The 12,705-nt window shown below is 61.5% G+C and carries 11 protein-coding genes and 1 pseudogene; 5 read left to right on the top strand and 7 right to left on the bottom strand.

The annotated features are described in order from the left end of the window. Positions 1-121 precede the first annotated feature (121 nt). From CO676_RS09945 to CO676_RS09965, 5 genes are all read left to right on the top strand, one after another. Positions 122-1,636, top strand: a complete 1,515-nt coding sequence (locus tag CO676_RS09945) for an ATP-binding protein (protein WP_097520653.1) — start codon at positions 122-124, stop codon at positions 1,634-1,636. A gap of 239 nt (positions 1,637-1,875) precedes the next feature. Beyond that, a complete protein-coding gene (rpsD, locus tag CO676_RS09950) occupies positions 1,876-2,493 on the top strand; it encodes a 30S ribosomal protein S4 (protein ID WP_014764737.1) in 618 nt (205 codons plus the stop codon). Positions 2,494-2,642: 149 nt separating this feature from the next. Continuing rightward, on the top strand, positions 2,643-3,590 hold the full coding sequence (locus tag CO676_RS09955; protein WP_041414444.1) for a glutaminase: 948 nt from the start codon (positions 2,643-2,645) through the stop codon (positions 3,588-3,590). A gap of 124 nt (positions 3,591-3,714) precedes the next feature. Then, a complete protein-coding gene (gene ttcA, locus CO676_RS09960) occupies positions 3,715-4,605 on the top strand; it encodes a tRNA 2-thiocytidine(32) synthetase TtcA (RefSeq protein ID WP_097520655.1) in 891 nt (296 codons plus the stop codon). Then, entirely contained in the window at positions 4,602-5,426 is an 825-nt protein-coding gene (locus tag CO676_RS09965; protein WP_097520657.1) for an inositol monophosphatase, read from the top strand. The genes ttcA and CO676_RS09965 overlap by 4 nt, the downstream gene beginning before the upstream one ends. 61 nt (positions 5,427-5,487) lie before the next feature. On the opposite strand, the gene CO676_RS09970 is transcribed toward CO676_RS09965, so the two are convergent. The 7 genes and pseudogenes from CO676_RS09970 to CO676_RS10000 all read right to left on the bottom strand — a co-directional run bounded on the left by CO676_RS09970 (position 5,488) and on the right by CO676_RS10000 (position 12,666). Next, positions 5,488-6,801: a multidrug effflux MFS transporter gene (locus CO676_RS09970; RefSeq protein WP_097520658.1), complete on the bottom strand. Its 1,314-nt coding sequence runs from the start codon at positions 6,799-6,801 to the stop codon at positions 5,488-5,490. A 66-nt stretch (positions 6,802-6,867) separates the two neighbouring features. After that, on the bottom strand, positions 6,868-8,106 hold the full coding sequence (locus CO676_RS09975; RefSeq protein ID WP_097520660.1) for a multidrug effflux MFS transporter: 1,239 nt from the start codon (positions 8,104-8,106) through the stop codon (positions 6,868-6,870). A 371-nt stretch (positions 8,107-8,477) separates the two neighbouring features. Next, positions 8,478-8,813 (bottom strand): Grx4 family monothiol glutaredoxin, encoded by a 336-nt coding sequence (grxD, locus tag CO676_RS09980; RefSeq protein ID WP_014764730.1) that lies wholly within the window; start codon positions 8,811-8,813, stop codon positions 8,478-8,480. A 155-nt stretch (positions 8,814-8,968) separates the two neighbouring features. Next, positions 8,969-9,193 (bottom strand): annotated as a pseudogene (locus CO676_RS09985) (hypothetical protein); the annotation flags it as partial. 6 nt (positions 9,194-9,199) lie between these two features. Next, positions 9,200-9,433: a BolA family transcriptional regulator gene (locus CO676_RS09990; RefSeq protein ID WP_014328481.1), complete on the bottom strand. Its 234-nt coding sequence runs from the start codon at positions 9,431-9,433 to the stop codon at positions 9,200-9,202. A gap of 122 nt (positions 9,434-9,555) precedes the next feature. Next, a complete protein-coding gene (gene purL / locus CO676_RS09995) occupies positions 9,556-11,787 on the bottom strand; it encodes a phosphoribosylformylglycinamidine synthase subunit PurL (protein ID WP_097520661.1) in 2,232 nt (743 codons plus the stop codon). 291 nt (positions 11,788-12,078) lie between these two features. Continuing rightward, entirely contained in the window at positions 12,079-12,666 is a 588-nt protein-coding gene (locus CO676_RS10000; RefSeq protein WP_097520662.1) for an acyloxyacyl hydrolase, read from the bottom strand. Positions 12,667-12,705 lie beyond the last annotated feature (39 nt).

A 12,705-nucleotide genomic window follows, 5' to 3' on the forward strand; every position in this document is an offset into this window, starting at 1 on the left:
GGCCTTCGTATTCCTGTGAGTTGTCAGAATAGCGGCGCTGACCGCTGGCAAAACCGTGCTAGGTGTCGCTCGTTTGGCGATCCCGGCGGGGTTGCGAATCATTCCTGACGAAGAGGTAAGAATGAAAGTCGGCATCGACATGGGAACGACGTCCGAGGGGACTTCGGCCTCGCTCGATATCGAGGAGCTTCTGGCGACGCGTCTCCTGGTGCAGGGCAATTCCGGCTCCGGGAAGTCGCATCTGTTGCGCCGGCTGCTCGAGCAATCCGCGCCCTGGGTGCAGCAGTGCATCATCGATCCGGAAGGCGATTTCGTGACGCTTGCCGACAAGTTCGGCCATGTGGTGATCGAAGGCGAACGCACGGACGCGGAACTGATCGGTATCGCGACGCGCATTCGCCAGCACCGCGTCTCTTGCGTGCTTTCGCTTGAAGGCCTCGATATCGAGCAGCAGATGCGCAGCGCCGGCGTGTTCCTCAATGCGATGTTCGATGCCGAGCGCGAATACTGGTATCCGGTTCTGGTGGTCGTCGACGAGGCGCAGATGTTCGCGCCGTCTGTCGGAGGCGACGTATCGGAAGAGGCGCGCAAGATCTCGCTCGGCGCGATGACCAATCTGATGTGCCGCGGCCGCAAGCGCGGGCTTGCCGGCGTGATCGCCACGCAACGCCTGGCGAAGCTCGCGAAGAACGTCGCGGCGGAAGCCTCGAACTTCCTGATGGGGCGCACCTTCCTCGATATCGACATGCAGCGCGCTGCCGATCTTCTCGGCATGGACCGGCGCACGGCCGAAATGTTCCGCGATCTGAAGCGCGGCTCGTTCGTGGCGCTTGGCCCGGCGCTTTCCCGTCGGCCGCTGAAGGTAACGATCGGATCGGTCGAGACTTCGGCGCGCTCGACGAGCCCGAAGCTGATGCCGCTGCCGGAAGCACCGCAGGACGTCGAGGACCTGATCTTCACGCCGGATCCGGAAGAGTTGAGCCGGCCCGTCATGCGCCGTCCGGCGCCGCAGCCGCGGCCCGCGAGCGATATCCTTGCAGAATTGTCCCGACCGCGACCGGAGCCGGTGGCGCCGGTGGACTTGAAGCCCGCGCAGCCACAGATTTCAGCGGAAGAACGCGAAGCCATGCTCGACGGCCTGTTCGCGGAAATTCTCGCCAACCCTGAGGCGGCCTTCCGGCCGGACGCGGAACTGTATCAGGATTTTCTTGTCCGCTGCCGCATTCGCCGTGTACCCGGCTCCGCACCATCTCTGAGTGTCTTTCGGCGCAGAATGGCTGTGGCCCGCTCGGGCGTCGATGCGGAGACGGCCGCGACCGAAGCATGGGCATCGGCTCTCCGTCTCGCCGATCGGGTGACCGAAGACCTACAGGCTGTCTTCCTGATGATCGCACAGGCGGCCGTGCGTGGCCTGCCGTGCCCATCGGACACAATGATCGCGCGCGCTTACGGCACCCACTCGGCCCGGCGCGCGCGGCGGCTGCTCGGCTATTTCGAGGAGCAGGGGCTGATCGTCGTTCATGCGGATTTCTCTGGCAGGCGCATCGTAGCCTTTCCCGATCTCGCGGCCGAGACCATGCCGGGCGATGCGAATGCGCTCGATACCGGCATATCTGAACGCGCCGCCGCGGAGTGACGAGTGCCGGAAATCTCTGCGTTTTTCGCGTAAATCTGTTTGACAATTCACCGCCCAATGCGTAAACACCCGCCCAACGCCGGGCAGCGATGCCCGGTGTTTCATTTGACATGTCCCGTGGTTTCTCCGGCAGCGATCGTGAGAAACCTGTCAGAACCCCTAAAATGGGTTCAGAGGAGGGCGTGTTTCCTTGATCCGGTTTGGTAACAGGCCGGTGTAACTGTTTGAAAGGAAATGCGATGAGCAAGCGCGAATCGTCCAAGTATAAAATTGACCGCCGCATGGGCGAAAACATCTGGGGCCGTCCGAAGTCCCCGGTCAACCGTCGCGAATACGGCCCGGGCCAGCACGGCCAGCGCCGCAAGTCCAAGCTCTCCGACTTCGGCGTGCAGCTGCGCGCCAAGCAGAAGCTGAAGGGCTACTACGGCGATATCCGTGAAAAGCAGTTCCGCGCGATCTTCGCCGAAGCTTCCCGCCGCAAGGGCGACACCCCGGAAAACCTGATCGGCCTGCTCGAGTCGCGCCTCGACGCGATCGTCTACCGCGCCAAGTTCGTTCCGACCGTCTTTGCCGCCCGCCAGTTCGTCAACCACGGCCACGTCAAGGTCAACGGCGTTCGCGTCAACATCGGTTCCTACCGTTGCAAGCCGGGCGACGTCATCGAAGTCAAGGACAAGTCCAAACAGCTCGTTTCGGTCCTCGAATCCGTCCAGCTCGCTGAGCGCGACGTTCCGGACTACCTCGAAGCCGATCACAATAAGATGGTCGCGACCTTTGTCCGCGTCCCGGCTCTGACCGACGTCCCGTACCCGGTCGTCATGGAACCGCACCTGGTCGTCGAATTCTATTCGCGTTAATCCAGGCTCGCCTGCGACTTTCGAAAACCGCCCGGAGACGGGCGGTTTTTTTGTACGGAAATGTTGAAACGAGAATCATAGATGGAGTGGGAAAGCGGTGACGCGCCGCAAAGACCATTCCTATCCCGATTGAGATCGAGGAGTGCCGTATGCCGGAGCAGAAAGCGCCACAGGATCTGCAACTGATCCTCGACGACATCTATCGAGAGCTGACGCCGCGGTTCGGCGAGGGAAAGGTAGCCGACTATATTCCCCAGCTTGCCCGCGTTGATCCCCGGCATTTCGGCATGGCAATCATCACGACTGGTGGAGAGATGCATCGCGTCGGCGATGCGGAAGCGCCGTTCTCGATCCAGAGCATTTCCAAGGTGTTCACGCTGACGCTGGCGCTTGGCAAGCATGGCGAGAATATCTGGCACCGGGTAGGGCGCGAGCCGTCCGGTTCTGCCTTCAACTCGATCGTGCAGCTCGAGCATGAAGGCGGCAAGCCGCGCAATCCGTTCATCAATGCCGGGGCGATCACGATCAGCGATCTCATCCTCGCCGGCCATACCCCGAGGGAATTGATCGGCGAGATCGTGCGTTTCGTCCGCTATCTTGCCGACGACGAGAATATCGTCATCGACCACGAGGTGGCCCGCTCCGAGACGGCCACGGGCTACCGCAATTTCGCGCTCGCCAGCTTCATGCGGTCGTTCGGACGCCTCGATCATCCGGTCGAACATGTGCTCGGCGTCTATTTCCACCATTGCGCGCTCGCCATGACCTGCAGCCAGCTTGCCAAGGCCGGCCTGTTTCTGGCTGCCGGCGGGACCAATCCGTTGACCGGCCATTCCGTCGTGTCGCGCCAGCGGGCGCGGCGCATCAATGCACTGATGCTCACCTGCGGCCACTATGACGGTTCCGGCGACTTCGCCTATCGCGTCGGCTTGCCCGGCAAGAGCGGCGTCGGCGGCGGTATCATGGCCGTTGCGCCCGGAAAGGCCTCCATTGCCGTCTGGTCGCCGGGCCTCAACGAGAACGGCAATTCGCTGCTCGGATCGCTGGCACTCGAAATGCTGGCCGCCCGCACCGGCTGGTCGGTCTTCGGCCAGTGACGAACGGACGGAAGTGACGAACGGACGCCCCCCGTTTTCCCTTGATCTTCCGGGCCGGACGGGGCAAGTGCTGAGGCAGACCTTTGGGCGCTCTATTATCGCCGCAGATTCCGAGACCACCGCCATGGAACTCTCACAATCGTCCCAGTGCGAAACGACGGGCATCGCAATCGATGAGCAAGATCCCGGCTTGGACACCGGTGCGCATCCGCTGTTCGCGCGCATGCCGTCCTCCGTCTCCTTCAATAAGCTCAGGAAGCGCCTGTTGCGCCAGGTGCGTCAGGCTTTCGATGAATTCGGGATGCTGAAGGGGTCAAAGCGATGGCTTATCGGCGTTTCGGGCGGCAAGGACAGTTACAGCTTGCTGGCACTGCTGATGGACCTGCAATGGCGCGGGCTTCTGCCGGTCGAGCTCATTGCCTGCAATCTCGACCAGGGCCAGCCGAATTTCCCAAAGCACATCCTGCCGGACTATCTCGCCTCGATCGGCATCAAGCACCGGATCGAATACCGCGACACCTATTCGATCGTGAAGGAAAAGGTGCCGACGGGCGCCACCTATTGCTCGCTCTGTTCCAGGCTGAGACGTGGCAACCTCTACCGCATCGCGCGGGAGGAGGGGTGCGACGCGCTGGTGCTCGGGCACCATCGCGAAGACATTCTCGAAACCTTCTTCATGAATCTCTTCCATGGCGGCCGGCTTGCATCCATGCCGGCGAAGCTCCTCAATGACGAAGGCGACCTGATGGTCCTGAGGCCGCTTGCCTATGCGGCCGAGGAAGATCTGGCGAAATTCGCCGCAGCGATGGAGTTTCCGATCATCCCCTGCGATCTCTGCGGCTCGCAGGATGGCCTCGAGCGCAATGCCATGAAGGCAATGCTTGCCGATATCGAGCGGCGCATGCCCGGCCGCAAGGATACGATGCTGCGCGCGCTCGGCCATGTAAACCCGGCTCACCTCCTCGACCCGAAGCTTTTCGATTTCCAGTCCCTTTCTCCGGAGCCCAAAGAATGAGCCAATCCGTCGATATCGCCGCCCTCGCAAACCTATTGCAGGAGGCGGCGGTGAAGGAGATCCTGCCTCGCTTCCGGAATCTGGAATCGGGCGATGTGCGGATGAAGTCCGAGGCTATCGATCTCGTGACCGAGGGCGACGAGGCTGCCGAGAGGCTCATCAAATCGAAGATCGATGCGGTTGCGCCTGGCGCAGTCTTCATCGGCGAGGAATCGGTCGCTGCCGATCCCGCGCTCCTCGACAAGCTGGCGGAGGCTGATCTCGCTATCGTCGTGGATCCGATCGACGGCACGTTCAACTTCGCGGCCGGCATGCCGCTCTTTGGGGTGATGGCGAGCGTCGTCGCCAAGGGGGAAACGGTTGCCGGGATTATCTACGACCCGCTCGGCAACGATTGGGTCATTGCCGAGAAGGGCTCCGGTGCCTGGATGTGCCGGCCGAACGGATCGCAGGAGAAGCTGTCGGTCACCGCCGGCGTGCCGCTTGGAAACATGGTCGGTGGCGCATCGACGGCCTTTTACAAGGAAGATGACCGCCGCATCGTGATGGGCAATATGGCCAAGGTGAGGATTGCCACCAGCTACCGCTGTGCTGCGCATGAATACCGCATCTTCGCCTCTGGTCATTTGCATTTCCTGATGTACCAGAAGCTCATGCCGTGGGACCACCTCGCCGGCACGCTGATCGCCGAAGAGGCCGGCGCCTATGCGGCACGCTTCGACGGGTCACGCTACCTACCGGCGCACACCAATGGCGGGCTGCTGCTCGCCACCGACAAGGAAAGCTGGGAAGTGCTGCGGCGCGAGGTCTTTACTGTCTGAGCGCGACAGGAAGCACGGAGACAAAAAAAAAGCCCGCTCGAAACGACGAGCGGGCGTTGTCTTAGATATGACCGCCGCCGTGATCGTGCGCCGTGGGATTGTCGCCCGGATGCGTGAAGAGCTTTCCCTTTTCCGCCCAGAGCGTTGCGGCAATGGTGAGCAGTCCGAACAGGGCGAAACCACCGAACAGGGGCTGCAGTGTTCCGTTGAACAGCTGACCGACGGCGCTGCCGATGAGGGCGCCGGCGGTCGTCGAGATGAAGCCTGTGATCGCCGTCGCCGTTCCGGCGAGATGTCCCATTGGCTCAAGGCTGATGGCGGTGAAGTTTGTTGCGATCAGGGCGAAGAACATCAGCAGGACCGAGAACAGCAGATAGCTGACGACGAAGGCCGGAGTGCCGGCAAGCGATATGGCAAAGCCTGCCGCTGAAAGCAGCGTGAACAGGATCATTGCAACGTGCGAGATACGGCGCATGCCGAAGCTGCGGACGAAGAAGCCATTGGCAAAATTCGCGACGGCGATGCCGCCGGCCGTTCCGGCGAAGGCGATCGGCAGCCAATCGGCAAGGCCGTAGATCTCACCGAACACCTGCTGAACGCTGACGATGTAGGCGCAGATGACCGCTGTGAACAATGTCAGGCCGATCATATAGCCGCAGGTGATGCGGTTCGTCAGGACTGTCCGGAATCCTGAAAGGATCGCGCTGACCGAGAGTGGCAGGCGCTCCTCAACCGGTAGAGACTCCGACATGCGCGTCAGGGCTACCAGGAACAGGATCAGGCCGATCAGTCCGATCAGGATGAAGATCCAGTGCCAATCGGCATAGAGGATGACGAGCTGTCCGAGCGACGGAGCGACGATCGGCACGATCATGAAGACGATCATCACATAGGACATGACGCGTGCCATCTCGCGACCGCCGAAACAGTCGCGCACGATCGCCATGGTCGTGATCCGCACGGCCGCCGCGCCGATCCCCTGGATGAAACGGAGGACGAGCAGCGCTTCGAAGCTCGTCGCCTGCGAGGCGGCAAAGCTCGAAAGAGTGAAGAAGGCCAATCCACCGAGCAACACGACACGGCGCCCGAAAGCGTCCGAAAGGCTGCCGAAGAATATCTGCGAAAAGCCGAATCCGAGGAAAAAGATGCCGATGACGAGCTGTGCGTCATTGGCATTGGCAACGCCGAACGACTGTCCGATGCTCGAAAGCGCCGGCAGCATGCTGTCGATCGCAAGCGCGACGCTCGCCGTCATCACGGCAATGGTCACGACGAATTCGACGAGGCCCATGCCGATCCGTGCCGCGCCTGAAACCGTGTCGATATGTTTCGATTGTTGTCGGGCGTTGAGGGTATCTTCTGAGATGGAAGTCATTTGAGTATCCACAATAGGCAGATTTGGGAGGAACAATCCGGCCGTTGTGCCACACCGGGCGTCCGGCTAGCCGGCAGGATTGTGCGGTTTGAAAAGCTTTCCCTGCTCCGCGATCAGCACGAAGACCAGAGCAAGGGTGGCTACGATGGAAAAGCCGACGGCCAGCGGTGTCACGGTCCCGTCGAAAGCCTGGCCGACGAGTGCACCGATAAAGCCGCCGCCGATCGTCTGCGTAAATCCCAACACGGAGGAGGCGGTGCCAGCCACATGGCCAAGCGGTTCCATCGCCATCGCGTTGAAATTCGCGGCCATCAGGCCGAACTGGAACATTGCGGCGGCCTGAAGGAGAACGAAGAGCGGCAGCGGCAGCGGCCCGATCAGCGACGCGACCATCCAGACGAAGCTTGCCAGGGCGAAACCGAGCAGTGCCGCATGCGACAGCGCCCGCATGCCGAATCGCTCCACCAGGCGCGAATTCGTGAACGAGGCAACGGCCATCATCCCGGCAAAGGTGGCGAAGACAGCCGGGAACCAGATGCCGAGCCCGTAGATCCCGACGAGGATCTGCTGCGCCGAGTTTATGAAGCCAAAGAGGCCGCCGAGGAGCGCGGACGTCGCGAGCGTATAGAATAGGGCGATCCGGTTCGTTAGAACGATGCGGAAGCCGTCCAGGATCGTCGACAGGGTGAAAGCGCGTCGGTTCGCCGGAACAAGTGTTTCCCGAAGCCGCAAAGCGACCGGCGTGGACACGATCGTTGCGAACAGGGCGATCACGACGAAGATCATGTGCCATTCGGAGAACAGCATGATCAACTGACCAATGCTCGGCGCAACGACCGGGACGATCATGAAGACCATCATCACCAGCGACATGATCTCCGCCATCTGGCGCCCGCCATAAACATCCCGCACAATCGAGACGGTGACGACGCGCGTTGCCGCCGCACCGACACCCTGCAGGAAGCGGAAGAAGAGAAGAGCCGTGAATGTCGGCACAAATACAATCGCGACAGCGCAGAGAGCATAAAGCGCGAGCCCGGCCAGCAGGGGCGCTTTTCGGCCGAAACGGTCGGAAAGCGGGCCGAAGAACAATTGCGCAAAGCCCATGCCGAACAAATAGGCGGAGATGACATATTGCCGGTCGTTTTCGTCGGCAACGCCAAGGCTCGCACCGATTTCCTGCAGTCCCGGCAACATGATGTCGATCGAAATTGCGTTGATGGACATCAGCATCGCCATCAGGGCGATGAACTGGACCTTGGTCAGCCCGGAAAGCATGGCAGTTTGATCTATAGGCTTTGTCATTTCATGATTCCCGCTAACCGTCCACCAGGCGGCAGTCCAGAGCGCGCCGCTAATGCGGAAGGCGCAAAACTCTCTTTAATACGTTGAACTATCTGTAAAACTTCAGTTCTGAGTTGAACCGTTGCCGATGTCGATGCCGAGAATATCCCGCCGCAACGACGCACACCCCGGGTCAATGCATGCCGTCGATAACCCCATGGAGGGCAAGTCAAAAGTCTGCCAATTCTGGGCCGTTGAAGGCGCATTCCGAGCGGGTGAATTTCTCCGCCTGGTCCTGGAGCACGTCGAAAATTAGCCGAGAGACATATAATCCCGGAATCAAAAAAGGCGGTCAGCCCGCCTTTTCCGAGAGTTGTTCGGTACTAGCGGCCTTACGCGGCGCCCTTTACGGAAATTCCCTGTCCCTGAAGATGCTCCTGCAACTCGCCCGCCTGGAACATCTCGCGCACGATGTCGCAACCGCCGACGAATTCGCCCTTCACATAGAGCTGCGGAATGGTCGGCCAGTTGGAGTAATCCTTGATGCCCTGGCGCAGGTCTGCATCGGCGAGCACGTTGATGCCCTTGTAGTCGACGCCGATGTAGTCGAGAATTTGCACCACCTGGCCGGAGAAACCACACTGCGGAAACTGCGGCGTGCCCTTCATGAAGAGAACGACGTCGTTCGTCTTGACTTCGTTGGCGATGAAATCTTGAATTCCGCTCATATCGTCTTCCTTCCTGGCCGGCTTCAAGGACCGGATGTCGTTTTGCAGCTTAGATAGCATGCGCGGGCGCGATTTTCACCACCCAATCTCAAGAAATATTGATGGTCCTCAAAATGCGGCTCGCGAACCACTCCCTCAGGCGGAGCGGCGGCGCACTTTGCTCGGGACGCAGCCGTGCGGCGGCGGCTGACCTGTTTCCTTGCCGGTCTGCGGATCGCAGCCTCGATGATCTCCTCGAGGATGCCACCGCCCGAAACGGTCTTCCGGGTCCGACGCTTCGCCCGCCGCGTTGAGGCTTTCCTGGCGCCGGTCTTTTTCAGAATCTCCTTCAGCGCGCTGTCAACGATGCCGCTGACGAGCTCCTTGATCAGATCCGCCATACAGGCTCACTCCGGCGCGCTGGTCTGTAGGGCGAGCGCATGGAGTATGCCGCCCATATTGCCCTTTAGAGCGTTGTAGACCATCTGGTGCTGCTGCACGCGGGTCTTGCCACGAAACGCTTCGGCCACGACTTCGGCGGCATAGTGGTCGCCGTCACCGGCCAAATCGCGGATCGTGACCTTGGCGCCGGGGATCCCGGCCTTGATCATGTCTTCGATATCGCCTGGTGTCATGGGCATGACATGCCAACTCCCTTTGTTATTTTTCTGTGGCGGCGCTGCCACCGCTCGTGACTTCAAGGGAACCACGATTCAGGGGCGGAAGGCAAATCATGATTTGCCCCCTTCGAACCGCCAATCCCTCAATTGTCGGGAGCGAGATCGCCGCCCATGTAAGTGGGGAACCAGGCTTCATGGGCCGAGCGTAATTCCTCGACGGAGACCGCCTTCGCATCGCCGAGCTTCACCGTGTCGCCGCCGGTCGTGCCGATGTCCGGCAAGGTCACGCCAGCGTCTCTCGCCCGTGCGGCGACCGTCTCGAGCTTCCCGGGCGTAACGGTCACGACATAGCGGCCCTGGTCTTCCCCGTAGAAGGCCGCAATCGGATCGTGTCCAGCGGGCGCTTCAATCGTCGCGCCGATCCCGGAGGCCATCGCCATTTCCGCGACGGCAAGGGCCAGGCCACCCGAAGAGCAGTCATGCACGGCCGTGACCAGCCCGTCCGCAATCAGGCCGCGAACGAAGTCGCCAACCTTGCGCTCATGCGCCAGATCGACATGTGGCGCCGGGCCATCGGTGCGGCCGTGGATATCACGCATGTAGACCGACTGGGCGATATGGGTTCCCCAGCCTTCCGGCGCTCCGGCAACGAGGATCACCTCGTCGGCGGCTGCAAAGCGGATGCGTGCCATCTTTGCCCAATCGCCGATCAGGCCGACGCCGCCGATGGTCGGGGTCGGCAGAATCCCCTGACCGTTCGTCTCGTTGTAGAGCGAGACGTTGCCGGAAACGATCGGAAAATCGAGAGCGCGGCAGGCTTCGCCGATGCCTTTGATCGCGTGCACGAACTGACTCATGATTTCCGGCCGCTCGGGGTTGCCAAAGTTCAGATTGTCCGTTGCAGCGAGCGGCAGCGCACCGGTTGCCGTGAGGTTGCGCCAGCACTCGGCGACTGCCTGCTTGCCGCCTTCGAAAGGATCGGCCTCGACATAGCGCGGCGTGACGTCGGAGGAGAAGGCGAGCGCCTTCGTCGCATGGCCGTCGACGCGGACCACTCCGGCGTCGCCGCCCGGCAGTTGCAGCGAATTGCCCTGGATCAGCGTATCGTATTGCTCGTAGACCCAGCGGCGCGAGGAGTTGTTGGCAGAACCCGCCAGCTTCAGAAGCGCTTCGGCGACATCGGTCTCGGGAATGTCGTTGGTGGCAAGCGGCGAAGGGCTCTTGGCCGGGCTCCAGGGGCGGTCATATTCCGGAGCCTCGTCGCCCAGGTCCTTGATCGGCAGGTTCGCCACTTCCTCGCCCTGATGCAGGATGCGGAAGCGCAGGTCGTCGGTCGTCTTGCCGACGATTGCGAAATCGAGGCCCCACTTGACGAAGATCGCCTTGGCTTCCTCTTCCTTTTCCGGGCGCAGCACCATCAGCATGCGCTCCTGGCTTTCGGAAAGCATCATTTCGTAGGCAGTCATGCGCTCCTCGCGCACCGGCACCTTGTCGAGGTCGAGTTCGATGCCGAGATCGCCCTTGGCGCCCATCTCGACGGCCGAGCAGGTGAGACCCGCCGCGCCCATGTCCTGGATCGCGATGACGGCGCCGGTCTGCATCAGTTCGAGGCAGGCCTCGAGCAGGCATTTCTCGGTGAAGGGGTCGCCGACCTGCACGGTCGGGCGCTTCTCCTCGATCGACTCGTCGAATTCGGCCGACGCCATGGTCGCGCCGCCGACGCCGTCGCGGCCCGTCTTGGCGCCGAGATAGACGACGGGGAGGCCGACACCTTCCGCCTTCGAATAGAAGATCGCATCGCTCTTCGCGAGGCCGGCCGCAAAGGCGTTGACGAGGATGTTGCCATTATAGCGCGCGTCGAACTCAACCTCGCCGCCGACGGTCGGCACCCCGAAGGAATTGCCGTAGCCGCCGACACCGGCAACGACCCCGGAAACAAGGTGGCGGGTCTTCGGATGATCCGGTGAGCCGAAGCGAAGCGCGTTCATGGCGGCGATCGGACGCGCGCCCATGGTGAAGACGTCGCGCAGGATGCCGCCGACGCCGGTCGCCGCGCCCTGGTACGGCTCGATATAGGAAGGATGGTTGTGGCTCTCCATCTTGAAGACGACGCAGTCGCCGTCATCGATATCGACGACGCCGGCGTTCTCGCCGGGCCCCTGAATGACGCGCGGACCCTTGGTCGGAAGCGTCCTGAGCCATTTTTTCGAGGACTTGTACGAGCAGTGCTCGTTCCACATCGCCGAGAAAATGCCGAGCTCGGTGAAGGTCGGTTCGCGCCCGATGAGATTCAGAATGCGCTCGTATTCGTCGGGCTTCAGCCCATGCGAGGCGATGAGGTCCGGGGTGATGGGGCGGGTGTTGGAAATCGTCATCGTCGACCGTCAATCCTTCGGGCGGCCCGCACCCCTTCCGACAGGGACACGGCGCGTGCGAACCGCAACAGACACACTGCATGTTTCCTTAATCGTAGCCGATGCAAGGACAAAACAGGCAGCAACTCAAAGTGCTACAGCACCTTCGCGCGTCTGATAAGACGCCCGGCGCTGTGGGGGCGCTTTGCGGCTTATTAGCCTAAGCTGCGTCATGGCGCGACAGAAAAATACCGCAGATCAACAGGTGGCCGGTCGACGCACTGCTGGCCGGAAACTCCGTCGTTCCCGCTGTTAGAACTTGTAGCCGAGCATCAGGCCCGCACGGGTCAGACCGTCGTTGGGCCCGTTGCAAAGATTGGCATTCGAGGAGTGTTCCACGGTTGCCGAAAGGTTCCAGTGGTCGTCGAAACGAAAGCCGGCGGCGGCATACTCGCGAAACATCAGCCGGCAGCCGAGCTTCGGTCCGCTCGCTCCATCGTCGTTGAGGTCGCCGTCGTGGACCGTCGCGCCCGCGCCCAGTTCGACGAAGAAGCGTTCGGTGATATCGGCATCCCAGCTGAAGCCGCCATAGATCTGGTTGACGCCGTTCGACGCGGTCGCGATCGAGGCTCCGGCGTGCACCCGTGGCCGCAGGACCTTTTCGACAAAGCCGCCGGCATTGTCCGCACCAAATGGGTCAAAAAAGACCGTGACGGACGGGAAGACGCCGTCTTCCTGATTGTCGCCGTCGCCGATGGAGGTCGTGGCACCGAAACGCAGTTCATCGAAAATTGGCTCTTCCGCATGGACGGAGGTCGCTAAAGCGCATCCGAACAGTACCGAGATAGCCGTAGAGCGAACGACTCGATCCCGACTCCCAAGCCAAGTTGAAGAGAGCATGCAAAATCCTCGGAAAGACGAATCGACTCACGCAGAATG

Source organism: Sinorhizobium sp. BJ1 (assembly GCF_002531555.1).
GTDB classification, from domain to species: domain Bacteria; phylum Pseudomonadota; class Alphaproteobacteria; order Rhizobiales; family Rhizobiaceae; genus Sinorhizobium; species Sinorhizobium fredii_B.